The sequence below is a fragment of the Amycolatopsis sp. NPDC051128 genome (assembly GCF_040682715.1).
Lineage (GTDB): Bacteria > Actinomycetota > Actinomycetes > Mycobacteriales > Pseudonocardiaceae > Amycolatopsis.
The window spans coordinates 214,028-239,761 of sequence record NZ_JBFBBN010000004.1; the positions used below are offsets into that span (position 1 = coordinate 214,028).

Sequence of the window (25,734 nt, forward strand, 5' to 3'; positions counted from 1 at the left end):
GTGACCGCATCATCGTGGCTGCTGGTGGCCCTTCCGGCTCTCGGCGCCCTGGTCCTGCTTCTGGCGGGTAAGCGCGCGAAGGCGTGGGGGCATCTGCTCGGCTGTGCCACCGTCACGCTTGCCTTCGTCTACGGGCTGATTCTGTTCTTCACCGCCGACACGGGCACCACCACGGACACGAAGCTGTACTCGTGGATCCCGGTCGGCGCGCTGCAGGTGGACTTCGGGCTGCGGATCGACGCGCTGTCGCTGACGTTCGTGCTGCTCATCACCGGCGTCGGCATGCTGATCCACTACTACTCGATCGGCTACATGGCCGACGACGAGGGCCGGTACCGCTTCTTCGCGTACCTGAACCTCTTCGTCGCGTCGATGCTGATCCTGGTGCTGGGCAACAGCTTCATCACGCTGTACCTCGGCTGGGAAGGCGTTGGTCTCGCCTCCTACCTGCTGATCGGCTGGTACCAGGGCCGCCCGTCCGCGGCGACCGCCGCCAAGAAGGCGTTCCTGATGAACCGCGTCGGGGACGTCGGGCTCGCGCTGGCGATCTTCATCATGTTCAAGTACGCGGGCTCCACCGGCTACGCGCAGGTGTTCCAGGCGGTCGGCGACGGCAAGTTCTCGCCGGGCGCGATCACCGCGATGGCGATCCTGCTCCTGCTGGGCGCCTGCGGTAAGTCCGGCCAGTTCCCGCTCCAGGCGTGGCTCCCGGACGCGATGGAGGGCCCGACCCCGGTGTCGGCGCTGATCCACGCGGCGACGATGGTGACCGCGGGCGTCTACCTGGTGGCCCGCTCGAAGGACATCTTCAACGCCACCGAGGACGGCAGGCTGATCGTCACGCTGGTCGGCACGGTGACGCTGCTGCTCGGGTGCATCATCGGCTGCGCGTACGACGACATCAAGAAGGTTCTCGCGTACTCCACCGTCAGCCAGATCGGCTACATGATGCTGGCCGTCGGGCTCGGGCCGATCGCGTACGCGCTGGGCATCATGCACCTGGTCGCGCACGGCTTCTTCAAGGCCGGGCTGTTCCTCGGGGCCGGGTCGGTCATGCACGCCATGAACGACGAGGTCGACATGCGGAAGTTCGGCGGGCTGCGCAAGCACATGCCGATCACCTTCATCACGTTCGGCCTCGGCTACCTGGCGCTGATCGGCATCCCGCCGCTGTCGGGCTTCTTCACCAAGGACGCGATCATCGAGGCGGCGTTCGGCCAGGGTGGCTGGCGCGGCTGGGTGATGGGCGGCGCGGCGCTGCTCGGCGCTGGGCTGACCGCGTTCTACATGACCCGCCTGATGGTGATGACGTTCTTCGGCAAGGAACGCTGGAAGGACCTCAAGAGCGCGGACGGCCACGACTTCCACCCGCACGAGTCGAAGTCCGTCATGTGGATCCCGATGGCGGTGCTGGCGCTCGGTTCCGTCGGCGCCGGCGCGTTCTTCGCCCTCGGCCACCGCTTCAGCGACTGGCTCACCCCCTCGGTCGGCGAGCTGGAGGAAGCGCACCACGCGCCGTTCGACGCCTGGGTGATCTCGGTGGCGGCGGTCGTGCTCTCGCTGGCCGGCGTCGCGCTCGCGTACCTGATCTTCCGCCGCGACGTCCCGGTCGAGCAGCCCCAGCGGGTCTCGTTCGTCACCCGGGCCGCGCGCAAGGACCTGTACGGCAACACCCTCAACGAGACGCTGGTCGCCCGCCCGGGCACCTGGCTCTCGCGGGCGCTGGTGTTCGTCGACAACCGTGGCGTCGACGGCGCGGTCAACGGCCTGGCCGCCTCCCTCGGCGGCGGCTCCGGCCGGCTGAGGCGGCTCCAGACCGGGTTCGTCCGGTCCTACGCGCTGTCGATGCTGGGCGGCACGTTCCTGCTTCTGGCGGCTCTCCTGCTGGTGAGGTTCTCCTGATGACCTGGTTGCTGATCCTCATCCTGGTGCCGCTCGCCGGCTCCCTGGTGCTGGCGTTCCTCAAGGGGAACGACCGCGCCGCGGTGCTGGCCGCGCTCGGGTTCTCGATCCTCGAGTTCGTGCTGGTGATCCCGTTCTGGCTCAGCTACTCGCCGTCCGGCGCGCGACTGCAGATGACGTCGAGCTTCGACTGGATCCCCAGTTTCGGCGTGCACATCGCGTTCGGCACCGACGGCATCTCGCTGATCATGATCGCGGTGATCGCGCTGCTGGTGCCGATCGTCGTCGGCGGACTCGGCACGCTGGACAAGCTGCCGCCGGGCCGCAGCGCGGGCGGGTTCCTGTCGCTGATCCTGTTGCAGGAGGCGCTCACGATCGGCGTCTTCGCCGCGACCGACGTGTTCCTGTTCTACGTGCTGTTCGAAATCATGCTGATCCCGATGTACTTCCTGATCGGCGGCTACGGCGGCGCGAACCGGCAGTACGCGGCGGTGAAGTTCTTCCTCTACTCGTTCCTCGGCGGCCTGATCATGCTGGCGTCGGCGATCGGGGCGTACTCGCTGGCGAAGGACAAGCTCGGGCACGGCACCTTCGACTGGGCCACGCTGGTGACGGTGGTGCGCGACGCGCCGCTGTCCACGCAGATCTGGCTGTTCCTCGGCTTCTTCCTGGCGTTCGCGATCAAGGCGCCGCTCGTGCCGTTCCACACCTGGCTGCCGGACGCGGCGGGGGAGGCGCCGATCGGCGTCGCCGTCCTGCTGGTCGGCGTGCTGGACAAGGTCGGCACGTTCGGGTTCCTGCGCTACTGCCTGCCGATGTTCCCGGACGCGAGCAAGGCACTGGCGCCGTTGGTGCTGGTGCTCTCGGTGATCGGTGTCCTCTATGGATCGATCCTCGCCGCGGGGCAGCGGGACATGAAGCGGTTCATCGCCTACGTGTCCATCGCGCACTTCGGCTTCATCTCGCTCGGCATCTTCGCGTTCAACGAGCAGGCGATGGTCGGCTCGGCGACGTACATGCTGAACCACAGCCTCGCGACCGGCATGCTGATCGTGGTGATCGGCCTGGTCATCGCGCGCGGCGGGTCCTCGAAGATCTCCGACTACGGCGGCATGGCGAAGGTGACCCCGCTGCTGGCAGGCATGTTCCTCCTCGCCGGTCTGTCGACGCTGTCCCTGCCGGGCACCAACTCGTTCGTCTCGGAGTTCCTGGTGCTCATCGGGTCCTTTGTGGACCAGCCGGTGTACACGATCCTCGCCACGGTGGGCATGGTCCTGGCCGCGGCGTACGTCCTGTGGCTCTACCAGCGGGTCTTCCAGGGTCCGGTTCGCGGAGACGCTCTCGTGGGTGTCGGCGGCGGTCCGGGCACGGCCATCGCGCCGGAGCTCGGCGCCAAGAAGGCCATCCGCGACCTTGGTGGTAAGGAAATCGCGATCCTCGCGCCGCTGGTCGTGCTGATCCTCGTCCTCGGCTTCTACCCGAAGCCGGTGCTCGACACAGTCACCCCGACGGTGCAGCAGACGCTGTCCGCGGTTCAGGGAGGCAAGTAACCGTGCTCGACATCCTCCTGACCCAGGCGGAGCCGCCGGTGGTGGTGCCGTCGGTCGATTACCCGGCCGTGCTGCCGGTGCTGATCATCTTCGGCGCGGCGTGCGTCAGCGTGCTGGTCGAGGCGTTCGCTTCGAAGCGCTCGCGGTTCCGCGTGCAGGTCGTGCTGAGCCTGGCGGCGATTCTCGCGGCGGGCGGTTTCCTGATCAGCTACGCGATCGGCTCGCCGGCAGGCGGCGTGAAGACGTTCAGCGGTGCGGTCTCGATCGACAAGCCCGCGCTGTTCCTCTGGGGCACGCTGCTGGCGCTGGCGGTCGGCGCGGTGCTGCTGATCTCGGACCGCGTCGTCGAACCGGGCGGCGCGCTGGTGGCGCAGGCCGGCATCCGGCCGGGCACCGTGCAGGACCGGGCGCAGACGGCGACGGTCATGCAGACCGAGGTGTTCCCGCTGACGCTGTTCGCGCTCGGCGGCATGATGGCGTTCTGCGCGGCGAACGACCTGCTGACGATGTTCATCGCGCTGGAAGTGCTTTCGCTGCCGCTGTACCTGATGTGCGGCCTGGCCCGGCGCCGTCGGCTGTTGTCGCAGGAGGCGGCGGTCAAGTACTTCCTGCTCGGCGCGTTCTCGTCGGCGTTCTTCTTGTACGGCCTCGCGCTGCTGTACGGCTACGCGAACTCCGTGAAGCTGGGCGACATCGCGGCGGCGGCGGCCGGTTCGGACCGCTCGGACACGCTGCTGTTCGCCGGCCTCGGCCTGCTGGTGGTCGGCCTGCTGTTCAAGGGTTCGGTCGGCCCGTTCCACACGTGGACCCCGGACGTGTACCAAGGAGCGCCGACGCCGGTGACGGCGTTCATGGCGGCGTGCACGAAGGTCGCCGCGTTCGGCGGGATCCTGCGCGTGCTGTCGGTGGCGTTCTCCTCGACCAGCTGGGAGTGGCGCGGAGTGCTCTGGGGCGTGGCGATCATCTCGATGGTGGTCGGCGCGGTGCTGGGCCTGACGCAGACCGACGTCAAGCGCATGGTGGCGTATTCGTCGATCGCCCACGCGGGGTTCCTGCTGGTGGGCGCGATCGCGATGACGAAGGACGGTCTGTCGAGCACGCTGTTCTACTTGCTGGCGTACGGTTTCACGACGCTGGCGGCGTTCGGCGTGATCAGCCTGGTCCGCGATTCTTCGGGCGAGGCAACGCACCTTTCGGCGTGGGCGGGACTGGCGAAGCGCTCACCGTTGGTGGCGGGCGTGTTCACGTTCTTGCTCTTGGCCCTGGCCGGTATCCCGCTCACTTCGGGGTTCGTGGGCAAGTTCGTCGTGTTTTCGGCGGCGCTGTCGGACGGAATGGCCCCGCTGGTGGTGATCGCCCTGGTGTTCAGCGCGGTGGCGGCGTTCTTCTACCTGCGAGTGATCGTCCTGATGTACTTTTCCGAGCCGGCGGCCGACGGCCCTTCGGTCTCGGTCCCGGGCTTCGGCACGGGAACGGCGATCTTCCTCGGCACGGCGGTGACGCTGATCCTGGGCCTGGTCCCGGCGTTCGCGCTCGGCTGGGCGGGTGCCGGAGGCTTCGCTTCGTAGTTCAGTAAGTCTCCGAAGGCCATCATCAGGGTTGCCCTGCTGATGGCCTTCAGAGCGTTTGGGCTTCTGTCGTCAGGCGGGCAGGGTGATCGGCCGACGTGAGCTCGCTCGTGCCGTCCCAGGCCAGCATGAGGTCGGCGAGAGTTTTCCCCATCTCGTCGTACTCGTTGACTTCGCCGTAGGAGAAGCTGAACAGCCCGGCTTCGTGCTGCCCGCTGCGAAGCAGGTCGAGAGCCCACGTGCGCAGGTTGGCGACGTACTTGTCGTGCTTGCTCACGGAGCTCATCGCGGCGAAGCCGACCAATTCATAGTGAAGTTCATTGACGGAAGTCTTGCGGAGTTCGTAGGCGAAATAGCCGTAACGCATCTTGGTCCCCTGATCGAGTTGTTGTTGCAAGAACCCTATCGACGTTCCCGTGCGCCGTGGCAAGGTCGTTCACCTGAAGGGAGGGCGCATGCCGAGAACAAAACCGAAACCGCAGGCCCGTGGACTTGCAGAGGGGTTGCGTTTCGAACGACGTGCTTGCAAGCTCGCCATGATCGAAGTGGCGAACAAATTGGGGTGGTCCGAGTCGACGCTCAGTCGCATCGAAACCGGCCTTCGCAATGCTTCGGCTGAAGAGGTTTCCGCACTACTGGCCATCTACCAGGTGACCGGCGCCAGGCGTGACACGCTGATCGAGATGGCGCGCGACGTGGACCGCCCGGTCTGGGTGGAGTTGCGTTATGCCGACGTTCCCGAGCAGGCCAAGACTCTCGCGCAGTACGAGGCCGATGCCACCAAGATCGTCGGTGCGGCGGTGACCCTGATTCCTGGTCTTCTGCAGACTCCCTCGTACATTCGATCGTTGATGAGTGCGGGCGGTGTGTCACCACAAGACATTCCGTTGCGCGTGGACGTGCGATTGCAGCGTCAGAAGGTCCTTTCCGGCGAGCGTGCGCCGACGTTGGTGAGTTTCATCGACGAGGCTGCGTTGCATCGCCGGATCGGGGGTGCAATAGTGATGGCGGATCAGCTGAAACACCTGGTTGCAATGGCGGAACGCTCATCGGTCGATCTGCGGGTCATTCCGTTCGACGTCGGCGGTCACGCTGCGATCGATGGTTCTTTCGTCCTGCTGGAGTTCGCCGACAATCGTCCTGTCGTCCATGTGGAACAGCTCAGTTCCGGCCTGTTCCTGGACCATGCGATCGACGTGGAGCCCTACGTGCGTGCAACGGCAAGCCTGGATGCGGTCGCGCTCGATCCGATGCAGTCGGTGCAGATGATCGAGCACCTTGCTGCAAGTTACAAGTGACTAGACTGACTGCGTGAACCCCCACTCGGCGAGCTGGCGCAAATCCAGCTACAGCGGCACTCAGTCGGACTGTGTCGAAGTCGCGTTCGGTGCCACACGCGCTGCCATCCGGGACTCGAAGGACCCGGATGGCGGCGCGCTGGTGCTGTCGCCGGCGTCGTTCGCGGCGCTAGTGGTCAAGGCCGGCGCGCAGCGCGGCGACTTTCTGGCCCAGTAGCCCCGGCTCGCCGGGGAGCACGGTGATATACCGGTTGCCCGGCGCCCCGGACAGCTCGATGGCCACGCGCCCGGCATCGATGTCGAGGTAGCTCAGCGAGTCCTGGGTCAGCGTCCGAGGCCCGCCGTTGACGCGCTTCGCCGCGTAGAACTGACCGACGCCGTAATAGGGCTGGTCGAAGATCTCATCGAGTTGCTGAGCGACGCGGCTTCGCGTGGGGCCCGTGTCGTAGAGGTCGTCGACTTCTTCTTCGCGCCGGAATTCGTCCTGGGGCAGTGAGAACGGCGTGAAGCGCGCCGGAACGTACTGCGGCAGGTTGGCGACCAGCGCGTCCACCGGGCTGCTGTCCGGCGAAACCGTCTTCAGCCAGACGCGTTCGTCCTGGCACAATGCGGTGACCGCGAACCGTCCCTGGACGGCGACGAGCACTCCGAACTGCTCGTCCATATCGCGGGCGTAGGCGAAGTACTCGGTCGCCGGACGGTCGAGCAGGTGCAGGACCTCCTCGAAGCCGGGGGTGAACCCGTTTCCCTGAGTGAGACCGTACTGACTCAGTTCCTCGAACGCCTCACGGTTCACTTGGTTCGTCGAGGACGGCGGAATGTACCGCAGCCCACCGGCGAAAACCTGGTGCGGCTCGCCGCAATCGACCTGGCGCATCGCGGTGAGCAGGGTGTTCAGCGAGATTTCGACCTGCTTGAGCACCACGTGTTCCTCCCCTTTTGCGTGGTGCTACTTCTTCGGCTTCTCGCCGATCACCGGTGGCATCGGCTTCTCGATGTCCCCGGCGAAGGTGTCATCAGGGTCCGGGTTCCGAAGGTAGGCCGCGGCCTTCTTCTCCTTGTCCTCTTCCTTCTTGCCTTGACCGGCGCCGGCACCCATCGGCATCCCGTTGGCGCCACGCCCGCCGACCGCACCGGCCGCGCCGGGACGTCCACCGGTGACGTTCTCGCCCGGAACGCCACGCCCGGAACCGGAGCCGGGCCCCATTCCGCGCGCGCCCGGCTCGTTCACGGCACCGCTGCCCGTACCGCGGTATCCACCGCTGCCTCCGCCGGGCCCGTAGCCACCGGAGCCAGGTCCGTACCCGGTCCCGGGCCCGAACTCACTGGTTCCGTACGGCCCGAACGGGTTAACGGGCTGCCCGGTCGGTCCGAACTGATATCCGGTACTCGCGGCGGGCGGCATGACCGGCTTGGGCACGTAGCTGTTCGCGTGCGTTTCGTCCGAAGCGGACGGCGTGGTGCTCCCGGGTGTTTGGCTGCCTACCTGGTCCTGTCCGGTCTGGTTTTGCCCCGTCTGGTTCTGGCCAGCCTGGGTGTCGGGCCGGTACTGGGTCTGGTTCGGGACAGCGGGCTGCCGGGTTTGCCGCGCACTTTGCGTGCGTTGTCCGGTGCCGGTACCGGTCGTCTTGCCTGGGGTTGGCGTTCCGGTGTCAAGCGCGATCGGCGCGCCGGAGTCGGCCAGCTGCGCGTATTGGGCGGGCATCTGCCCACCATTGGTGGTGCTGGCCGAGTGGTATGCCCTGAAAGCATCGATGTTGGCTTGACTGTCGGCCTGCCAGCTCGTGACCTTGGTGCTATAGCCACCCCATCCCTTGCCCGTTGCCACATCGACAATATCTTGGGAAGTGAGTTCCGGCGGCTGTGCCGCAACGGGCTTGACGGAGTTCTTCGCGGTCCCGAATGAGTCCATCTGTGCACCAACTGCGCTCTGCGCGTTTTTGAGGTGGATGGCGTCGTCCATCGCGGCTTGGACAAGCGGCGCGGTCGAGTCCGCGGCTGCGTCTCCGGCGCCACCTTGCCAGCCACTCATGGTCTTCGCCCTGAGGGCGCTGATCCGGGAAGCTCGCTCGATCATCCGCTGGGTCAGCTGGTCTGCACCGTCCTGAGCCTCGATCAGGGGCCGAGTACCCTCACCGCCGGTGATCTGCTGGTAGATTTGCGCTGCGGTCAGAGGTCCTTCGGTGAGCTTCAATTCACACCTCGCAGATTCCCCAGCACCGATATTGCGACGCCATGTGCGGCGTCACATGGATCTGGCTTCCCAACGTTCTGTTTCGACTGTGTGACGGCGATGTCGACGGTTTGCTGATCGCTGGTACCGATGGCTATCTGGCAGCTGCCGTGAGTTTTTCGATCGTCCGCTATCCCGTAGGCGACCACGGGATAGCTATCTATCGCATCCATCGGCATAAAAAATGGGTACTTCGTTCCCTGTGCCTGGTAGATGCTGGTGAGTCCACGCTTGTCGACAGTCGAGAAGATCACGACCACGCTGGCATCGGTGACACTGGGCGGATGTACGCTGCAACTGGGTCCGGCCGGAGCGGCGAGGTCGGTCTTGGGTGTCACGCCGGCACCTAGGAGGGCTTCGATCTGAGCTGCGGTCAGCGAGTCGCACGGCTCCTGAAGGAAATGCGTGATGTCGATAGGGCTATTGACCTTCGGAACCTCTGCCCCAGGCACAGCATCGGCCGTGCCGGATGGTTGTGTCTGGCTGGGCACGCGGCTGTCAGAAGGTGATGCGGTCCCGGGCTTTTCAGTCGTGCAGGCAGTGAGAGCCAGCAAAGACGCGCTGATCACGATGAACAATCGACGCATCAGAGGCTGCCTCCGGTCTGTTTGATTTCCGTCGTGTGGGTATCTTCGGCTGCGGCATATTTGCCGAGGGCAGCCTCATACTTGGCGGCCATCGATCGGCAGTATTCCTTGCGTGCCATGAGCGTGTCGTGCAGGGCGTTGCCAGACGTGTTGATCATGTCTGCGTTGTTGCCACTGGCGTACTCCAGTCCTGGCCCTTGTGCACGCTGGAGCGCCGTGGCATAGATGAGATCGTCCTGGAAGTCGTTGGCCATGTCGTTCCAGTCAGTCTTCAGCTGCTCCAGTGTCGCCCGGTCGTACTTGAAGCCGGGGCCGCTCGCGCCGGTGCCCGCTGCGCTGCCGTAGGTGCCCGCGTGCGGGGTGATCAGGTGTGCCGGGGCCCGTCGCGTATTCGGGTCGTAGACCGGTGGCTGGCCGTCAGGCATCGTCTTGCGTCCCTGTCGTCCCGAACCGGCAGGTCGTCACAGGACTGAGGCGCCCTGAAGCCGTCGTCGTCACCGTTGCTCTCCCCTTAGCTTGCAGGGCGCTCCACCCCGGGCACCTTGCGTAATCCGACGCGTCGGAGATTACCAGGGTTCCCGGCCGCCGGTTCCCCTTGCAAGAAGATCCGCTCCGTCCTGAATGACGCTTGTGAACTTGATGACAATAAGTAATCACCAATTTGGATGAATTTCGCGCGAGAGCCGCACTTTTGCTGGTCAATAGCGGAATCTGTCTGCACACTCTGCGTAATGAGATCTATGTGGCAAGTCCTGCTGGTGTGTCTACTCGCCGTGTCGGGCTGCACCGGTGAGACTTCGGTGGCGATGCGATCCGCGCCTCCGTCACTGCCACCTCAGTGGCATCCGAAGCAGCCTCGGCCGGCGGATCGAGACGAGAAGGCGGTCGATGCCGCACTCGCGGCCCTCGACCTGTGCGCGCTGCTGGACCTCGGCGTCTACGACCGCCGGAAGGCACCGGGCGCCGCGCCGGTCACCCGTCAGGCGAGAGTCTTCGATGGCCGGCGTCAGTGCGAACTCGTGCGGGATGGCTTCCCGATTCCGTTGATCACCGTTCGCGACGAGTCGCCGGAGGGTGCTCGGCTGCGGAACGACGGCGCGATCGTCGATCTGTCGGGTGGGAAGGGGTACCAGATCGAGCGCCGTGCGCGGGGGCAGATCGTCGGTTGCAGCGTGCTCGTCCCGGTCAGTTTCGTGCGAGCTTTGAGGTTCGAACTCGCCTATGGCTCGAGGGAAGACAATGCCCACTGCGAAATTGTGCGCGATTTTGCCGCCGCTGGGGCCCGTTTATTGCCGAAGGACCTCGTGTACCCGCCTGGTGGTCAGGACTCCGGCCGCGTCGGAGCTTGTGCGGACTTCGTCAGCAACACCGACGGCGGCGACTGTGATCCCGCGGTCGATGTCGAGGTCCCGGCCGGCAATGCGGACGCGGTTCTGGGCGCTGGAGCCAGGGACACCAACGTCCAATGCGCGGTGTTCCGGAAAGCTGTTGCGACAGCGCTCGGGAGCGCCTTCGAACCGGTCGTGACGCCGGGAGCCTGCTGGTTCGTCGAACCGCAGCATCGTCTTCAGATCGAAGTTGGTGTGACGGCGCTGGGTGACCAACCGGGGATTTTCGGTTCGGATCCGAATCTGTGGACGGACCGTCAAATCATCACTCTTGGTAACAAACCTGCTGTTGTCTTTCGCAATCTGACAAGCAATGAGTACTCCGTTTACGCCTCGCCGCACGGCGACCTCGCCCGTCGAGGACAGGTACGACTGCAGATCAGCGCCGAGCGGGAGCGCGGCATCGACGTGGATGGTCAGCCGGTTTTTCCTGCGGAGGCCGCACTGAAGGCAAGGGCCGTTGTCGCGTCAGTGCTGGAGCACTATTTCGGACCAGGCCGCTGACTCAGCCGAGAGTGAGCATGCAGTCGAAGTTTCCTTCGCCGACGGACTTCGTCAGCGTGCGGATCACCGAGTTCGGATTGTCGTTCGGGCCGTTGACGTAGAACGGCTTCCCGTCCTTGCCGAACGTGATCGAACTCGAGCCGCTCCATTTGCCGAGGTGGTCCGCGACCTCCTTGAACGACGCGCGCGGCTCGAAGCCGAGACCACGCGCATACTCGACGCCGCCGAAGGCGATGTCGCGAGCCAGCTCGACCGGCACCTCGATCGGCTCGGCGTCGAAGGCCGAGTAGTACTGGGGGAGGAAGCGGCGCAGCTCCAAGTCGTCCATCCCTCGGGCCGGTAGGTGTCCTTGACACCCAGGCAGAAGACGTCCACGAGGTAGCCGCAGACCTTGACCTTGTCGTGGCGGTGCCGGCGGGCCACCAGGACCTGGCTCAGGCCGCCGACACCGTTCCAGTCGATGGCCGGTTCGCCGTCGATGATCAGGCCCGTGCTCCACTCCGCGTTGAGCCAGCACTCGACGACGGCCGACTCGGGCGTTTCCGCCCGGGCCGCGGCCGCGCGGACCAGCCGGGTCGCCTCGGCGGGCCTGATGTTCAGGACGCGGGCGATCTCCTTGGGGTCCGCCCTGCCTGGCGTAACCGGCTTACTTCGTCGAGTATCTCGGCCGAACGCATGGGCCGAGGGTGGCGAGGGTGCCGCGGCCGTCCTCTCGGCTGGTCCCCGGCCGCGGCACCCCCAGCCGTCATGGGGTCGGCGAACAGGATGTGTGGCCCAGGACCACCTTGCCGCTGATGCCCGACGCCGGGAGGAAGTCGATCCGGAGGATCGTCAGGCCGACGCTGCCGTCGCCCGGGAGGTTCTGGATGTTGAACACCGCGTTCGCCAGCACCGTTCCGTTCGACTTCCTGATCGGGGACACGTAGCCGACCGGCACCGGGTTCGGCGGGCTCGTGATGCCCAACATTCCGCCGTAACTCCAGCCCACGCTGGTTTGCGTCTGGGTCGCCGTGCACGTCACCGTGAACGTCGACAGCTTGATCCGCGGCCCGCCCGCGCTCATCAGCGCCGACAGCTGGAAGTTCTTGCCCGTCGCCGTCGAGGTCGTCGTGGTGGTGTCCGTGTCCGGGTCCGTCACCGTCGTCGTGCAGGACGACGTGCCGCCGCCGAACGTGATGCCCGTCTTCTTCACCACCTGGGCCGTCGCGCTCGTCGGGCCGGCGATCGAACAGTGACCCTGCGTGGGGACCTTGATCGTCGAACCGGCCTTCGTGAACTCGGCCGAGCCGATGTTCGCCACGCCCGGTTGCGGCCAGGCCTGCGCCGGGGCGGGGGCCACGGCGAGTCCGGTCAGCAACAGGGTTCCGGCGAGCCCTGCCCGCCTCGCGATCGTGCTGCGCATGGCGCTGTCCTCCTTGCAGAACGGGAGAACCACCGGGACCGGCGGTTCTTCCACGAGCTGAATATCCGCCCGCCGGAGACGTCCGTTGCGCCCAAAACCGCCGACCACCCTTTCGTGGATCATGAACCACTCAGTCGGTGCGCCCCTCGGGGACGGCGCGGCCTGGGCGACCGGTGTCATGTTCATCACCGTTTCCGCTGGACAGCGGGTAAACGACGGCGCGGGGTAGCCACTACGCTCAGGGGACAACCCGACCGGTGCACGAGTAGAGCGGAGCCGACGTGTCTGTGCCTTCCCCAGCCCCCGGGGCGGGATCCCTCCCCGCTGCGCCGGGTGGCGCCCTCGAGGACCTGCGTGCGTCGGTCGGCCTGCGGATCGCCGACGAAGCCCTGCTGCGCACGATCGCCGGCGGGCTGGCCGACGTCGAGAAGCTGTTGCGCGAGGTCGTCCGCAGCGACGTCCAGGCCGTCAACGACGCCGCGTTGCACCTGGTCGAGGCGGGCGGCAAACGCTTCCGTCCGCTGTTCACGCTGCTGTCCGCGCAGTTCGGCCCGAAGCAGGACGACCACGTCGTGATCGCCGCCGCCGCGGTCGAACTGGTGCACCTGGCGACGCTCTACCACGACGACGTCATGGACGAGGCGGACATGCGGCGCGGCGCCGAGAGCGTCAACGCCCGCTGGGACAACACCATCGCCATCCTCACCGGCGACTTCCTCTTCGCCCACGCCTCGCGGCTCGTCGCCGACCTCGGCACGGACGCGGCGCGGATCATCGCCGAGACCTTCGGTGAGCTGGTCACCGGCCAGATGCGCGAGACCGTCGGCCCCGGACCCGGTGACGACGCCGTCGCGCACTACCTCACGGTGATCGCGCAGAAGACCGGCTCGCTGATCGCCACCTCCGGCCGGTTCGGCGGCATGATGTCCGGCGCCGCCGAGGAGCACATCCAGGCGCTGCGCCGGTTCGGCGACATCATCGGCACCGCGTTCCAGATCTCCGACGACATCATCGACATCGCGTCGCCGTCCGACGAGCTCGGCAAGGCACAGGGCACCGACCTGCGCGAAGGCGTCCGGACGCTGCCGATGCTGTACGCGCTGGCCGACCCGCAGACGGACCCCCGGCTGGTCGAGCTGCTGTCCGGCCCGATCGGCGACGACGCCCTCGTCCAGGAGGCGCTGGAGCTGCTGCGGGCGAGTAGCGGGCTCGCCCGAGCACGCGTCACCCTTTCCGACTACGCTCAGCGCGCGCGAGCCGAGCTCACCGCGCTTCCCGCGTCACCCGCCCGGGACGCGTGCGAGTCGGTCGCCGACTATCTGGTCGCGCGCACGCACTAAACAGGGGCAGGGAGAGATGTCCATTTTCGGGCAGGTTTGGCTGTGGAGCCTGGCGGCGTTCATCGTCGGGGCAGTTCTCACCTGGCTGGTGCTGGTTCTGCCGCTCCGCCGGAGCGTCCGCAGACTGGAGAGTGCGCTGGCGCAGGCCCACGCCGACGCCGCGCGCACCCCCGCGAACGCCGCCGGGCTGGGCGCCGGCGTCTTCACGCGACCCGAGCGGCGCCCCGAGCCGGAGCCGTCCCGCCAGGAGACCTCCTACCCGGGCACGCTGGTCGCCGCGGCGCCGATCAACCGCGACGACATCCACGACGACATCGACCAGGACTTCGCCGAGCTGGACTCCCAGGTGCCGCCGCGGATTCCGCCGGAGCCGGAGCCCGCGCCGGCGGTCGAGCCCGAGAGCTTCCGCCAGACGGAGCCGGAGTCCGCGGACGACGACCCGTACCGGTCCGCGGCGACCCAGTTCCTCACCCCGGTCGCCGATCCGGAGCCGGCGGACCCGTACCGCACCACCGCGACGGAGTTCCTGGACGAGGAGCCCGCTTCGCCGGCGCTGTCGCGGGTCGAGCCGGACTCCGGGGGCTCGTTGTTCCAGTCCCCGGCCGCCGAGACGCACCCGCCGGACTGGTTCGACCACGAGCCGTCCGGCCAGCGGTCGGCGTTCGAGGAGCCGGTCGAGCGCACGCGGTACATCGGCGAACACCCCGGTTCGGTGCGCGGCGACGAGCCGGCCGAAGAGCCTGAGCCGACGGAGACGCCGCAGTACGCGTTCGGCGGCGACGTGGCCACCGGCGGCGAGCTGGACGTGCCGCCGGAAACCCCGGCCGAGGCGACGCAGGTGCTGCCGAAGCGGCAGCCGCGGGGCGCCGTGCGGGGCGGATTCGAAGCGCCGCAGCCGATTCAGCCGTCGATGCGCGCGGTCGAGCGGCGCGAGCCCGACCTGCCCGGCGGGCACAGCGGCTCCCTGTTCGAGCCGTCGGTGCAGCCGAACCAGGCGGCGGCCGCCGTGGCCTCGGCGCCCGAGCCACCGCCCGCGCGGCAGGTGGCGGGCGACGCCGTCCCGCCAGGACCGTTCGGCCCCGGATCGGCGATGCCGCGCCCCGGTGGTGGGGCGCCCAGCGACGCCTTCGAGGTGAAGGCGAGTGTCACGGCTTTGCGGTACTGCACGGAGGATTCGGCGCAGTTCCCGAAGATGGTGGCCGAGGTCTGGTTCCGCACCGCGGAGGACGCCGAGCGCGTCGGGTTCCGCCCGCTCAGCTGAGTTCGCATTTCAGGCCGCTTGGAACAGGACCAGTGCGGCGCCGCCGGGGTCGGTGACCACCACCGCCTTCGCGGCCGCGGTGTCCACATCGGACACCGGGTGCGTAGGGCAGCTATTGCGGCGCGGTCGTCGTCCGGGGCCAGTTCGGTGAGGCCGCCCCACGGCGCTCCGTCCGTGGTCATGGGTCCCAAGTGAAGCAACCCTCAATGCGCTGAAGGCCGCCATCAGAGCAGCTAGTGTCGCGCGTCCGAGGTTCGTTGACAGGGGCCCGGGGTTGCGCCCCAATGTGGCGTTGGGTGCGTTGGACGCACCGAACGCCACATTGGGGCGCTCGGCCCGAACGTCAAACAACCTGCGACGCGCGACACGGCCTTCAGAGGAGTCTGGTTACGCGACCGTCCAGGTGTCCTTGCCGCGCAGGAGGCCCTGCAGGTCGGGGGTGCGGGCTTCGCGGGCCTGCTCGACCTGGGCGCGCGCGCCGTCGTCGTACGTCGGACGCTCGACCTGGCGGAGGATGCCCGTCGGGACGTGGTTCAGGTTCTGGTCGCCGAGCCGGGACAGCGCGAACGCGTACGACGTGTCGGCGATCGACGGGTTGTGCACCACGACGTTGTCCTCGCCGATGTCCGCGACCTTGGCGACGTCCAAGCCGCCCCAGTCGCCGCGCTTGACGCCGAACTCCTGGTTCGGGCCGAAGCGGATCGGCTCGCCGGCGCGGAGCGGGATCAGCCGGGCGGCGGCCTCGTCGGCGTCCTTGAGGACGTCGAACGCGCCATCGTTGAAGATCGGGCAGTTCTGGTAGATCTCCACCAGCGCCGACCCGCGGTGCTGCGCCGCGGCCTGCAGGACCTCGGTGAGGCCCTTGCGGTCGGAGTCCATGGCCCGGCCCACGAACGACGCCTCCGCGCCGATCGCCAGCGACAGCGGGTTGAACGGCGTGTCCACCGAACCCATCGGCGACGACTTGGTGATCATGCCCGGCCCGGACGTCGGAGAGTACTGGCCCTTGGTCAGCCCGTAGACCCGGTTGTTGAACAGCAGGATCTTGATGTTCACGTTGCGCCGCAGCGCGTGGATCAGGTGGTTGCCGCCGATGGACAGCGCGTCGCCGTCACCGGTGACGACCCACACCGACAGGTCCGGCCGGGTGGTCGCCAGCCCGGTCGCGATCGACGGCGCGCGGCCGTGGATCGAGTGCATGCCGTAGGTGTCGAGGTAGTACGGGAACCGCGACGAGCAGCCGATGCCCGAGACGAAGACGATGTTCTCGCGCTTGAGGCCGAGCGTCGGCAAGAAGGACTGGACCGCGTTGAGCACGACGTAGTCGCCACAGCCGGGACACCAGCGGACCTCCTGGTCCGACTTGTAGTCCTTGGCCTTCTGCGGCTCGTCGGTGGTGGGCACAAGGTCCAGGCCGCCGAGGGTGGGAATCCCCAGGTCGATTGCGGTCATTTCGCCGCCTCCGTCGTAATGCCGGTGATGATCTCCGAGAACAGGTTCTGCAGCTCTTCGGCCTTGAACGCCATCCCCGCGACCTTGGTGTGCGAGTGGACGTCCACCAGGTATTTCGCGCGCAGCAGCAGGGAAAGCTGGCCCAGGTTCATCTCGGGCACCACGACCTTGTCGTAGCTGCGCAGGATGTCGCCGAGGTTGGCCGGCAGCGGGTTGAGGTGCCGCAGGTGCGCCTGCGCGATCGGCATGCCGAGCTTGCGCACGCGCCGGCAGGCCGCGCCGATCGGGCCGAACGACGAACCCCAGCCGAGCGCGAGCACGCGGGCTTTGCCGCCGCTCGGGTCGTCGACGACGAGGTCGGGGACGTCGATGCCGTCGATCTTGGCCTGCCGCAGCCGGACCATCTTGTCGTGGTTGTCCGGGTCGTAGGAGATGTGCCCGGTCCGGTCGGCCTTCTCCAGCCCGCCGATGCGGTGCTGCAGGCCGGGCGTGCCCGGGATCGCCCACGCGCGGGCGAGGGTCTCTGGGTCGCGGACGTAGGGCCAGAATTCGCCGGAGCCGTTGTCCGAGTTGGGTTCGGTCGCGAACTCGACGCGCAGGTCGGGCAGCGACCCGACGTCGGGGATCAGCCACGGCTCGGAACCGTTCGCGATCGCGCCGTCCGAGAGCAGCAGCACCGGGGTGCGGTACTTGAGCGCGATCCGGGTCGCCTCGATGGCCGTGTCGAAGCAGTCCGCGGGGGACAGCGGCGCGACGATCGGGACGGGGGACTCGCCGTTGCGGCCGAACATCGCCTGCAGCAGGTCGGCCTGCTCGGTCTTGGTCGGCAGGCCGGTCGACGGGCCACCGCGCTGGACGTCGATGACGACCAGCGGCAGTTCCATCATCACGCCGAGGCCGATGGTCTCGGACTTCAGCGCGACACCGGGCCCGGACGTCGAGGTGACGCCGAGCGCGCCGCCGTAGGACGCGCCGAGCGCGGCGCCGATGCCGGCGATCTCGTCTTCGGCCTGGAAGGTGATGATGCCGAAGTTCTTGTGCTTGGACAGCTCGTGGAGGATGTCCGACGCCGGGGTGATCGGGTACGTGCCGAGCAGGATCTGCAGCCCGGACTGCTGGCCGGCGGCCACGATGCCGTAGGCGAGCGCGGTGTTGCCGGTGATCTGCCGGTAGGTGCCCTGCGCCAGCTTCGCCGGGGCGACCTCGAACGTCGTCGCGAACGACTCGGTGGTCTCGCCGTAGTTCCAGCCCGCCCGGAAGGCCAGGATGTTCGCTTCGGCGATGTCCGGCTTCTTCGCGAACTTCTCGCGCAGGAACCGCTCGGTGCCCTCGGTGGGCCGGTGGTACATCCACGACAGCAGGCCGAGCGCGAACATGTTCTTGCAGCGCTCGGCGTCCTTCTTGCCGAGGCCGGTGTCGGCGAGCGCGCCCTGGGTCAGCGTCGACATCGCGACCCGGTGCACCTGGTACGCCTCGAGTGAGTCGTCCTCCAGCGGGTCGGTCGCGTAGCCGACCTTGACCAGGTTGCGCTTGATGAAGTCGTCGGTGTTGAGGATGATCGTCCCGCCGTGCGGGACGTCGGCGAGGTTCGCCTTGAGCGCGGCGGGGTTCATCGCCACGAGGACGTCCGGCCGGTCGCCGGGGGTGAGGATGTCGTAGTCGGCGAAGTGCACCTGGAACGAGGAGACGCCGGGGATCGTGCCCTGTGGTGCGCGGATTTCGGCGGGGAAGTTCGGCATCGTCGACAGGTCGTTGCCGAAGGCGGCGGCTTCGGACGTGAACCGGTCGCCGGTCAGCTGCATGCCGTCACCCGAGTCGCCCGCGAACCGGATGACCACCCGGTCCAGCTTGCTGACCTCGGTCGGCCGGGTCGCGGCGAGCGCGCCGTGACCAGTGCCGTTGCCGTTGCCGTTCGCACTCGTGCTCATGGGGCAGGGATTCCCTCTCTCCGACGTTCGCGGCCTGCGGTCGCCCGCCCGGTGCCATAGGCTTCGCTCACCAGGTCCACTCCCGAGGTTAGCTCGCCCTCAATACTGATGTTGGTGGTGTCCCGACTGTTGGGCGACCTCTTCGGTGCTCTCTCCGCTGATCCGCCCATTACCTGTAACCGATGGTAATGGGCAACCATCGCGGCGTACTGTGACACGTGTCTCCGGACGGTAGCTCCGTCGGCTCGAGTCATGGCTGAGAACGGATCCGGTCGCGCATCGCGGCGAGCCGTTCGGCGAACGCCGGCGAGGTCAGCGACTTCAGTTGCGGTTCGATCTCCACGTCGACGGCGTCGGCGTGCGCGGCCAGTGCCGCGGTGGTCCGGAGGCTGCGCTTGGTGGCGAGCAGCACCTCGCGCGGCGCGGCGACCGCGGACGCCGCCAGCTCCCGGGCCGCGGCCACCAGTTCGTCGTGCCCGCCGTCGACCACGCGCAGCGCCAGCCCGGCGCGCACCGCGGCCTCGGCGTCCAGGGGTTGCCCGAACAACGTCATCGCGGCGGCCTGCTGCGGCCCGGCCAGCCGCTGCGTCATCCACGTCATCCCGCCGCCCGGGTGCAGCCCGAGCTCGAGGAAGCGCGCGACGAACTTCGCGCGCGGCCCGGCGAGCCGGACGTCGGCGGCGAGGGCGAGGTTCAGCCCGGCACCGACGGCCGCGCCGCCGACGGCCGCGATCGTGGGCAGCCCGCACCGGGCCACGGCGAGGAAGCCTTCGTAGATGGCGCGCAGCCCGCTTTCGTCGGCCTCGCCCAGCGCGGACAGGTCGGCGCCGGCGCAGAACGCCGGTGGGGTGCCGGTGACCACGACAGCGTGCACGGACTCGTCCCGTTCCGCCGCCTCGACGGCGGCCGCGAGCTGAGCGGAGAGCTCGAGCGTGAGCGCGTTGCGGCTGCCGGGCGCGTCGACGGTGAGAAGGGCGACCCCGTCCGCGTGTTCGCTGACGATGCTGTCGGTCATGCGGCTAAGGGTGGCACGGTGCCGCCGGACCGGGCGACCGGTATTAATGGAGTCATGGGGGAACTCGTCGGAGTGGCGATTAGGGGTTTCATCGTGCTGGCCGGCCACCTGCTGTCGGCGGTCGACGTCGTCGAGCTGTTCGGCGGACGGCGGCGCAAGGGGCGTCAGGCGGCCCTGGCCGGCGGTGAGCGGGTGGAGTTCCCGTGCGTGCTGCGGGACGAGGAGCTGACCGGCGGCCGGGAACGGCGTGGACGGCTGGCCGTCGGCGACGGCCCCGTGCGCTGGCTCGCCCCCGGCCGGGAGCCCGCGGCGTTCGAGCCGGGCGAGCTGACGATGCAGGCGGTCGACCGGCAGTCGGTGACCTTCCACGCGGCCGGCGGCCGGACCGAGCTGCGGCTGCACCCGGACGAGGCGCCCGCGGTGCTGCGCGCCCTCGGCGGCTGAGCGTCCGGGTGAGGCCCGCGTCGCCGACGGCGTGCCGTCGCGTGCGCGGCGGACCGGCGAAGATCGCGAAACTGTCGGTCCCTCCCGATACGCTGGAAGACGGGGGCCGGTGGCCCGCCCGTCCGCTCACGCCTCCGGCGTCGGCGGGCGTTCGAGCAGCCGGGAGAGGACCACCGTCGACACCGTGCGGTCCACGATCTCCAGCCCGCGGAGCCGCTCCAGCGCCGTCTCCAGGTGGTGGATGTCCGCGGCGCGCAGGTGGACGATCGCGTCCGCCGCCCCCGAGACCGTGTACGCCGCCACCACCTCCGGCAGTGGTTCCAGCCGCGCCCGGATCCGGGCCGGGGTGATGTTGCCCTGGCACGTGACCTCGACGAACGCCTCCGTGCCCCAGCCCAGCGCCTCCGGGTCGACCACCGCCGTGAAGCCGCGGAGGATGCCTGTTTCGAGGAGCCGGTCGACCCGCCGCTTCACCGCCGGGGCCGACAGGCCGACGACCTTGCCGATCTCCGCGTAGCTGGAGCGCGCGTTCGCCACAAGACACGAAACGATTCGCTGGTCGATGGTATTCACACGCAACGTTTAGCACAGATACGCGCAGCGAACAGCGATTGATTGCAGATTAGGTGCCCCTTACCCTGCAATCATGCAGGGATCATCACCGATGCGCGTACCGACCACTCGCCGATACCTGATGTGCCCGCCGCGCTTCTTCGCGGTGGACTACGTGATCAACCCCTGGATGGACCCGGCCCAGCCGGTCAGCGCCGATGTCGCCGTGGCGCAGTGGACCGAGCTGCGTGACACCTACCGCCGCCTCGGCCACACCGTCGAGGAGATCGACCCCCAGCCCGGCCTGCCCGACATGGTCTTCGCCGCCAACTCCGGCACCGTCGTCGACGGCCGCGTGCTCGGCTCGCGGTTCCGCGCCCCGCAGCGCGCCGCCGAAGCCGAGCACTTCCGCCGCTGGTTCGTCGAGCACGGCTACCGCGACATCACCATGCCGGAGAAGGTCAACGAGGCCGAGGGCGACTTCGCCTGGACCGGCGCCGTGCTGCTGGCCGGCACCGGCTTCCGCACCGACCCGGCCGCGCACGCCGAGGCGCAGGAGGTCCTCGGCGTCCCGGTCGTCTCGCTGCACCTGGTCGACCCGCGCTACTACCACCTCGACACGGCGTTGTTCGTGCTCGCCGAGGCGACCGACACGACGCGGGCGCAGATCGTCTACTACCCGGAGGCGTTCTCGGCGGGCTCGCGCCGCGTGCTGGAACGGCTGTTCCCGGACGCCGTCCTCGCCACCGCGGCCGACGCCGAGTGCTTCGGCCTGAACGGGGTGTCCGACGGCCGCAACGTAGTCCTGCCCGTCGAGGCCACCCGGTTGGGTGAACTTCTCGCGGCACGGGGGTACGAGCCGGTCTACGTCGACGTCTCCGAGCTGCGGAAAGCCGGCGGCGGCCCGAAGTGCTGCACGCTGGAAATCCGGAAAGGCTGATTCTCGGCAAAACCTGTAACTCACCCGTTTGCCGCGGCGATTAATCGAAGTAGCATGTCGGCTACGGGGGGTGACGGGCGGTGGGAGCGGTGACGGTGATCCTCGCCATGCACGGGATCGGCCGGCCGGCGCGCCAGCTCGACCCCGGCGAGGACGAGCGCTGGCTGACTGTCGAGCAGTTCGAGCGCGTGCTCGATGTCGCCGGCGAGCGGGAAGACGTCAAGCTCACCTTCGACGACGGCAACGAGTCCGACGTCGAGGTCGCCCTGCCGCGGCTGGTCGACCGTGGGCTGTCGGCGGAGTTCTTCCCGCTGGCCGGCCGCCTCGGGCAGCGCGGCTACCTCGATCGCGACGGCCTGCGCGAGCTCGTGCGCGCCGGGATGGAGGTCGGCTCGCACGGCTGGGAGCCGCGCGACTGGCGGCGGCTCGACGACCGCCACGCCCGCCGGGAGCTGGCCGAAGCGCCGAAGCTGCTCGGCGACCTGTGCGGCCGGCCGGTGCGGCGGTACTCGCTGCCGTTCGGCGCCTACGACGGGCGCGTGCTCGCGCGGCTGCGGCAGGCCGGCGCCACCCGCGTCTACACGAGCGACGGCGGCGAGGCCCGTCGGGACGGCTGGCTGCAGGCGCGCACCGAGCTCCGGCACGACGTCGACGAGAAGTGGCTCGACGGCGTGCTCACGGCGTCGCCGGGGGTGTACCGCCGAGCGGGACGCTGGGCGAGCCGGTTGTTCCGCCGCGGCGACCGTTGAGCAGCCTTTTCGTCAATTCCGCCCGGATGATGGGAAATTCCCCGACCGGCGGCTCTTGAACCCGGTCCGGCCCGGGTGCATCCTGGGTGCTCGCCGCCGTAAGGAAAGTTTCCTAACTAAAGGGAGCACCAGGAATGCGGAAACTGATCCTGCTCGCGACACTGGCGTTGACCGCGGCCGTGCTGCCGTCGGCTCTCGCGTCGGCGTCACCGGCCCCGGCTGCCGCGCCGGCCACCGTCGCAGCCGCCCCGACCGCGGCGCAGCTGCTGGCGAAGACCACCAGCTGCCAGCAGATCTCCAACGGCAAGTACAAGACCGACGAAGACGTCTCCGGCAGAACGGTCGCCGTCTGCGACGCCAACGGCGCGGTGTTCTGGAAAGCCGACATGGACATCGACTGCGACGGCCAGCGCAGCTCGCAGTGCAACGAGAACACCGACTGCTGCTACCAGGACGACACGGCGTTCCACCAGTCCGACGGCAAGCCGCTCAACGCCGCCAAGCTGCCCTACGTCGTCGTGCCGAGCTCCAGCGGCATCTGGAAGTACTCGTCCTCCGGCCTCAAGGGCGGCGGCTCCTGCGCGGTGATCTACAACGGCAAGGTCGAGTACGCGGTCATCGGCGACACCGGGCCGTCCCAGATCATCGGGGAAGCCTCCTACGCGGCGGCGAAGGACCTCGGCATCAACCCCGACCCGTCCAACGGCGGCACCGACTCCGGGGTGACGTACATCTGCTTCAAGAACTCGACGGTCTCGCCGATCGAGAACCACGGCAACGCCGTGAGCAAGGGGCAAAGCCTCGCCACTACGTTCGTGAACAACAACTGACGCGGAACCTTCCGGGTGAGCGGTGACCGGATGCGCCGAGAGCGCGTGGCCCGCTCACCGGAAGTCCGCGATGTGAAGCCGGATCGAGACGCAATTCTCACCGGAAATCGGTACTCCTCACAGCTGCCTCACGCATTCCCCCGTTCGCCGTGCCAGCGGTAACGATCCAGGGGTGCCCGCCGACCAAGGGATGGGTCATGCGGAAAAGCGGAGGTTTGGCGTGAAGATCAGTGTCTTCGGGCTTGGTTACGTCGGTTGTGTTTCCGCCGCGTGCCTGGCAGGGCAGGGACACCGGGTGGTCGGCGTGGACGTCAACCCGGTCAAGATCGACCTCATCGCCCAGGGCAAGGCCCCGGTGGTCGAGGAGCGGATCGGCGAGCTGACCGCCGAAGTCGTGGCGAGCGGAGCGCTGAGAGCCACGACCGACGTCGCGGAAGCCGTCGCCGACAGCGAGATTTCGCTGGTCTGCGTCGGCACGCCGTCGGCGCCGAACGGCAGCCTCTCCACCGTCTACCTGGAGCGGGTGGCCGAGGAGATCGGCGAGGCGATCGCGAACAAGAGCGAGCGTCACACGATCGTGTTCCGCAGCACGATGCTGCCCGGCACCTGCCTCGACCTGCTGGTCCCGATCCTGGAAAAGGCGTCGGGCCGCACGGCCGGTGTCGATTTCGGCGTCGCGGTGAACCCCGAGTTCCTGCGCGAAGGCACCAGCGTCCGCGACTTCTTCGACCCGCCGAAGACGGTGATCGGGGAGATCGACACCGTCAGCGGCGACGCCGTCGCGGCGCTCTACGAGGGCCTCCCCGGCCCGGTCTTCCGCGTGCCGATCCCGGTCGCGGAAATGACGAAGTACGCCGACAACGCGTTCCACGGCCTGAAGATCGGCTTCGCCAACGAGCTCGGCTCGATCTGCCGCGCGCTCGGCCTCGACTCCCACCAGGTGATCGACGTCTTCCTCGCCGACACCAAGCTCAACATCAGCCCCGCCTACCTCAAGCCCGGGTTCGCGTTCGGCGGCTCGTGCCTGCCGAAGGACCTGCGCGGGCTGGTCTACGCCGCGCACCGCGCCGACGTCAGCGTGCCGATCCTGTCGCACGTGCTCCCGTCCAACGACGACCACCTGCAGCGGGCGTTCGACCTGGTCGCGCGCACCGGCAAGCGCAAGGTCGGGCTGTTCGGGCTGTCGTTCAAGCCGGGCACCGACGACCTGCGCGAGTCCCCGCTGGTCGAGCTGGCCGAGAAGCTGCTCGGCAAGGGCTACGACCTGAAGATCTACGACGCGAACGTCAGCCTCTCGCGGCTGATGGGCGCCAACCGCGAGTACATCGAGGGGCGCCTGCCGCACCTCGGCCAGCTGCTCGCCGGGTCCGTCGAAGAAGTCATGGACCACGCCGACGTCCTGCTCGTCGGCACCAAGGACCCGGACGTCCTGGCAGCGCTGCCGCACGGCGGCGACCGGGCGATCGTCGACCTCGTCCGCCTGCCCGACGCCGCCGAGCGTCGCCTTGAAGAGGGGTACGCCGGCCTTGCCTGGTAAAGCGCTCATCCTCGTCGAAAACCTCTCCGTCCCCTTCGACCGGCGGGTCTGGCAGGAGTCCACGACCCTGCGCGACGCCGGGTGGGAAGTCCATGTGATCTGCCCGCAGGGCACGAAGCGCGACACCGAGGCGGAAACCGTCATCGACGGCGTCCACATCCACCGGTACCCCCTGAAGGCGGCGACCGGCGGCCCCGCCGGCTACCTGCAGGAGTACGGCAGCGCCCTGTGGCACACGCTGCGGCTGGCGCGGAAGGTCGGGCCGGTCGACGTCGTGCACGCCTGCAACCCGCCGGACCTGCTGTACCTGGTCGCGAAGGTGCTGAAGCGGCAGGGCGCCAAGTTCGTCTTCGACCAGCACGACCTCTGCCCCGAGCTCTACCTGTCGCGGTTCGACCGCGGGCAAGATCTCCTCTACCGCGGGGTCTGCGCGCTCGAACGCGCCACCTACCGCGCCGCCGACGTCGTCATCTCGACGAACGAGAGCTACAAGCAGGTCGCCCGGATCCGCGGCGGCAAGCGGCCCGAGGACGTCTTCGTGGTGCGCAGCGCCCCGGTCGTCGAGCGGTTCCACGAGGTGCCCGCCGAGCCCGAGCTGAAGAAGGGCAAGCCGCACCTGCTCGCCTACCTCGGCGTGATGGGCCCGCAGGACGGCGTCGACTACGCCCTGCGCGCCCTCGCGAAGCTGCGTGACGACGTCGGCCGCACCGACTGGCACGCGGTCTTCGTCGGTTCCGGCGACGCCTTCGACGACATGGTGGCGCTCTCGGCGAAGCTCGGGCTGGCCAACCAGGTCGAGTTCACCGGCCGGATCTCCGACGAGGACCTCGTCCGCTACCTGTCCACCGCCGACGTCTGCCTGTCGCCGGACCCGCTGAACCCGCTCAACGACGTCTCCACGATGAACAAGGTCATGGAATACATGGCGATGAGCAAGCCGATCGTCTCGTTCGAGCTGCGGGAGGCGCGGGTGTCCGCCGGTGACGCGGCGGTCTACGCCCCGGCGAACGACGAGACGGAGTTCGCGGCGCTGGTCTCCCGGCTGCTCGACGACCCCGAGGAGCGGGTCCGGATGGGCAAGCTCGGCCAGGCCCGGGTCGCGGGCCCGCTGTCCTGGGAGAACTCGGCGAAGGCGCTCCTCGCCGCGTACGAGCACGCACTCGGCTCCTGATCTGATCCCCGTTCGGTTAAGAACTCACCGGATGTGTAACCAATGCTCCCGGTCCGACGACGGTTGGGGTAACCGGCCGAGCC

General features: G+C 68.3%; 25 protein-coding genes. 14 read left to right on the top strand and 11 right to left on the bottom strand.

Going from position 1 to position 25,734, the window contains the following annotated elements:
- The 3 genes from nuoL to nuoN are packed head-to-tail and all read left to right on the top strand — an operon-like array spanning position 1 to position 5,020.
- Positions 1–1,902, top strand: coding sequence for an NADH-quinone oxidoreductase subunit L (gene nuoL, locus AB0M82_RS06875; protein WP_364718323.1), 1,902 nt, complete (start codon positions 1–3; stop codon positions 1,900–1,902).
- The gene (locus AB0M82_RS06880; RefSeq protein WP_364718325.1) at positions 1,902–3,452 is read left to right on the top strand and encodes an NADH-quinone oxidoreductase subunit M; all 1,551 of its coding nucleotides are present in this window, start codon (positions 1,902–1,904) and stop codon (positions 3,450–3,452) included. The genes nuoL and AB0M82_RS06880 overlap by 1 nt, the downstream gene beginning before the upstream one ends.
- 2 nt (positions 3,453–3,454) lie before the next feature.
- On the top strand, positions 3,455–5,020 hold the full coding sequence (gene nuoN / locus AB0M82_RS06885; protein WP_364718326.1) for an NADH-quinone oxidoreductase subunit NuoN: 1,566 nt from the start codon (positions 3,455–3,457) through the stop codon (positions 5,018–5,020).
- A gap of 49 nt (positions 5,021–5,069) precedes the next feature.
- Here the strand turns inward: nuoN and AB0M82_RS06890 are convergent, their stop codons facing one another.
- Positions 5,070–5,387, bottom strand: a complete 318-nt coding sequence (locus tag AB0M82_RS06890) for a hypothetical protein (RefSeq protein ID WP_364718327.1) — start codon at positions 5,385–5,387, stop codon at positions 5,070–5,072.
- A gap of 88 nt (positions 5,388–5,475) precedes the next feature.
- Here AB0M82_RS06890 and AB0M82_RS06895 point away from each other — a divergent pair, with 88 nt between their 5' ends.
- The gene (locus tag AB0M82_RS06895; RefSeq protein ID WP_364718328.1) at positions 5,476–6,318 is read left to right on the top strand and encodes a helix-turn-helix transcriptional regulator; all 843 of its coding nucleotides are present in this window, start codon (positions 5,476–5,478) and stop codon (positions 6,316–6,318) included.
- 13 nt (positions 6,319–6,331) lie between these two features.
- The gene (locus AB0M82_RS06900; RefSeq protein ID WP_364718329.1) at positions 6,332–6,535 is read left to right on the top strand and encodes a DUF397 domain-containing protein; all 204 of its coding nucleotides are present in this window, start codon (positions 6,332–6,334) and stop codon (positions 6,533–6,535) included.
- Here AB0M82_RS06900 and AB0M82_RS06905 read toward each other — a convergent pair.
- From AB0M82_RS06905 to AB0M82_RS06920, 4 genes are read right to left on the bottom strand one after another with little or no spacing between them, the layout of a single operon-like run.
- The gene (locus AB0M82_RS06905; RefSeq protein ID WP_364718331.1) at positions 6,488–7,243 is read right to left on the bottom strand and encodes an ESX secretion-associated protein EspG; all 756 of its coding nucleotides are present in this window, start codon (positions 7,241–7,243) and stop codon (positions 6,488–6,490) included. The two genes, AB0M82_RS06900 and AB0M82_RS06905, sit on opposite strands and share 48 nt — an antisense overlap.
- A 24-nt stretch (positions 7,244–7,267) precedes the next feature.
- A complete protein-coding gene (locus tag AB0M82_RS06910; RefSeq protein WP_364718332.1) occupies positions 7,268–8,512 on the bottom strand; it encodes a hypothetical protein in 1,245 nt (414 codons plus the stop codon).
- Positions 8,509–9,120 (bottom strand): DUF3558 domain-containing protein, encoded by a 612-nt coding sequence (locus tag AB0M82_RS06915; RefSeq protein ID WP_364718516.1) that lies wholly within the window; start codon positions 9,118–9,120, stop codon positions 8,509–8,511. Before AB0M82_RS06915 ends, AB0M82_RS06910 begins: the two co-directional genes overlap by 4 nt.
- 17 nt (positions 9,121–9,137) lie before the next feature.
- Positions 9,138–9,563, bottom strand: coding sequence for a hypothetical protein (locus AB0M82_RS06920; protein WP_364718334.1), 426 nt, complete (start codon positions 9,561–9,563; stop codon positions 9,138–9,140).
- A gap of 315 nt (positions 9,564–9,878) precedes the next feature.
- Between AB0M82_RS06920 and AB0M82_RS06925 the strand changes: the two genes are divergently transcribed.
- Positions 9,879–11,030, top strand: coding sequence for a hypothetical protein (locus AB0M82_RS06925; protein WP_364718335.1), 1,152 nt, complete (start codon positions 9,879–9,881; stop codon positions 11,028–11,030).
- A gap of 1 nt (position 11,031) precedes the next feature.
- Here the strand turns inward: AB0M82_RS06925 and AB0M82_RS06930 are convergent, their stop codons facing one another.
- Complete coding sequence (locus tag AB0M82_RS06930) at positions 11,032–11,358, bottom strand: hypothetical protein (RefSeq protein WP_364718337.1); 327 nt, start codon at positions 11,356–11,358, stop codon at positions 11,032–11,034.
- Between the two features lie 417 nt (positions 11,359–11,775).
- Positions 11,776–12,432 carry a hypothetical protein gene (locus AB0M82_RS06935; protein WP_364718339.1) on the bottom strand — a complete coding sequence of 219 codons (657 nt, stop codon included), beginning with the start codon at positions 12,430–12,432 and terminating at the stop codon, positions 11,776–11,778.
- 287 nt (positions 12,433–12,719) lie between these two features.
- On the opposite strand from AB0M82_RS06935, the gene AB0M82_RS06940 reads away from it, so the two are divergent.
- Positions 12,720–13,772 (top strand): polyprenyl synthetase family protein, encoded by a 1,053-nt coding sequence (locus AB0M82_RS06940; RefSeq protein ID WP_364718518.1) that lies wholly within the window; start codon positions 12,720–12,722, stop codon positions 13,770–13,772.
- A 16-nt stretch (positions 13,773–13,788) separates the two neighbouring features.
- A complete protein-coding gene (locus AB0M82_RS06945) occupies positions 13,789–15,033 on the top strand; it encodes a hypothetical protein (protein ID WP_364718340.1) in 1,245 nt (414 codons plus the stop codon).
- 387 nt (positions 15,034–15,420) lie between these two features.
- Here the strand turns inward: AB0M82_RS06945 and AB0M82_RS06950 are convergent, their stop codons facing one another.
- The 3 genes from AB0M82_RS06950 to AB0M82_RS06960 form a co-directional block, all read right to left on the bottom strand.
- Positions 15,421–16,485, bottom strand: a complete 1,065-nt coding sequence (locus AB0M82_RS06950; protein ID WP_364718341.1) for a 2-oxoacid:ferredoxin oxidoreductase subunit beta — start codon at positions 16,483–16,485, stop codon at positions 15,421–15,423.
- Positions 16,482–18,413, bottom strand: coding sequence for a 2-oxoacid:acceptor oxidoreductase subunit alpha (locus tag AB0M82_RS06955; RefSeq protein ID WP_364718342.1), 1,932 nt, complete (start codon positions 18,411–18,413; stop codon positions 16,482–16,484). Before AB0M82_RS06955 ends, AB0M82_RS06950 begins: the two co-directional genes overlap by 4 nt.
- 250 nt (positions 18,414–18,663) lie before the next feature.
- Complete coding sequence (locus tag AB0M82_RS06960; protein WP_364718344.1) at positions 18,664–19,428, bottom strand: enoyl-CoA hydratase; 765 nt, start codon at positions 19,426–19,428, stop codon at positions 18,664–18,666.
- Positions 19,429–19,482: 54 nt separating this feature from the next.
- Between AB0M82_RS06960 and AB0M82_RS06965 the strand changes: the two genes are divergently transcribed.
- Positions 19,483–19,872 (top strand): hypothetical protein, encoded by a 390-nt coding sequence (locus AB0M82_RS06965; protein ID WP_364718346.1) that lies wholly within the window; start codon positions 19,483–19,485, stop codon positions 19,870–19,872.
- Positions 19,873–19,998: 126 nt separating this feature from the next.
- On the opposite strand, the gene AB0M82_RS06970 is transcribed toward AB0M82_RS06965, so the two are convergent.
- Positions 19,999–20,445, bottom strand: coding sequence for an Lrp/AsnC family transcriptional regulator (locus AB0M82_RS06970; protein WP_247015250.1), 447 nt, complete (start codon positions 20,443–20,445; stop codon positions 19,999–20,001).
- 91 nt (positions 20,446–20,536) lie between these two features.
- On the opposite strand from AB0M82_RS06970, the gene ddaH reads away from it, so the two are divergent.
- The 5 genes from ddaH to AB0M82_RS06995 all read left to right on the top strand — a co-directional run bounded on the left by ddaH (position 20,537) and on the right by AB0M82_RS06995 (position 25,651).
- The gene (gene ddaH, locus AB0M82_RS06975; RefSeq protein WP_364718347.1) at positions 20,537–21,364 is read left to right on the top strand and encodes a dimethylargininase; all 828 of its coding nucleotides are present in this window, start codon (positions 20,537–20,539) and stop codon (positions 21,362–21,364) included.
- 107 nt (positions 21,365–21,471) lie between these two features.
- Positions 21,472–22,113: a polysaccharide deacetylase family protein gene (locus AB0M82_RS06980; RefSeq protein WP_364718519.1), complete on the top strand. Its 642-nt coding sequence runs from the start codon at positions 21,472–21,474 to the stop codon at positions 22,111–22,113.
- 134 nt (positions 22,114–22,247) lie between these two features.
- Positions 22,248–22,943 (top strand): glycoside hydrolase family 75 protein, encoded by a 696-nt coding sequence (locus AB0M82_RS06985; RefSeq protein ID WP_364718349.1) that lies wholly within the window; start codon positions 22,248–22,250, stop codon positions 22,941–22,943.
- Between the two features lie 220 nt (positions 22,944–23,163).
- The gene (locus tag AB0M82_RS06990; protein WP_364718351.1) at positions 23,164–24,480 is read left to right on the top strand and encodes a nucleotide sugar dehydrogenase; all 1,317 of its coding nucleotides are present in this window, start codon (positions 23,164–23,166) and stop codon (positions 24,478–24,480) included.
- The gene (locus AB0M82_RS06995) at positions 24,470–25,651 is read left to right on the top strand and encodes a glycosyltransferase family 4 protein (protein ID WP_364718353.1); all 1,182 of its coding nucleotides are present in this window, start codon (positions 24,470–24,472) and stop codon (positions 25,649–25,651) included. Before AB0M82_RS06990 ends, AB0M82_RS06995 begins: the two co-directional genes overlap by 11 nt.
- The last annotated feature ends 83 nt before the right edge of the window (positions 25,652–25,734 follow it).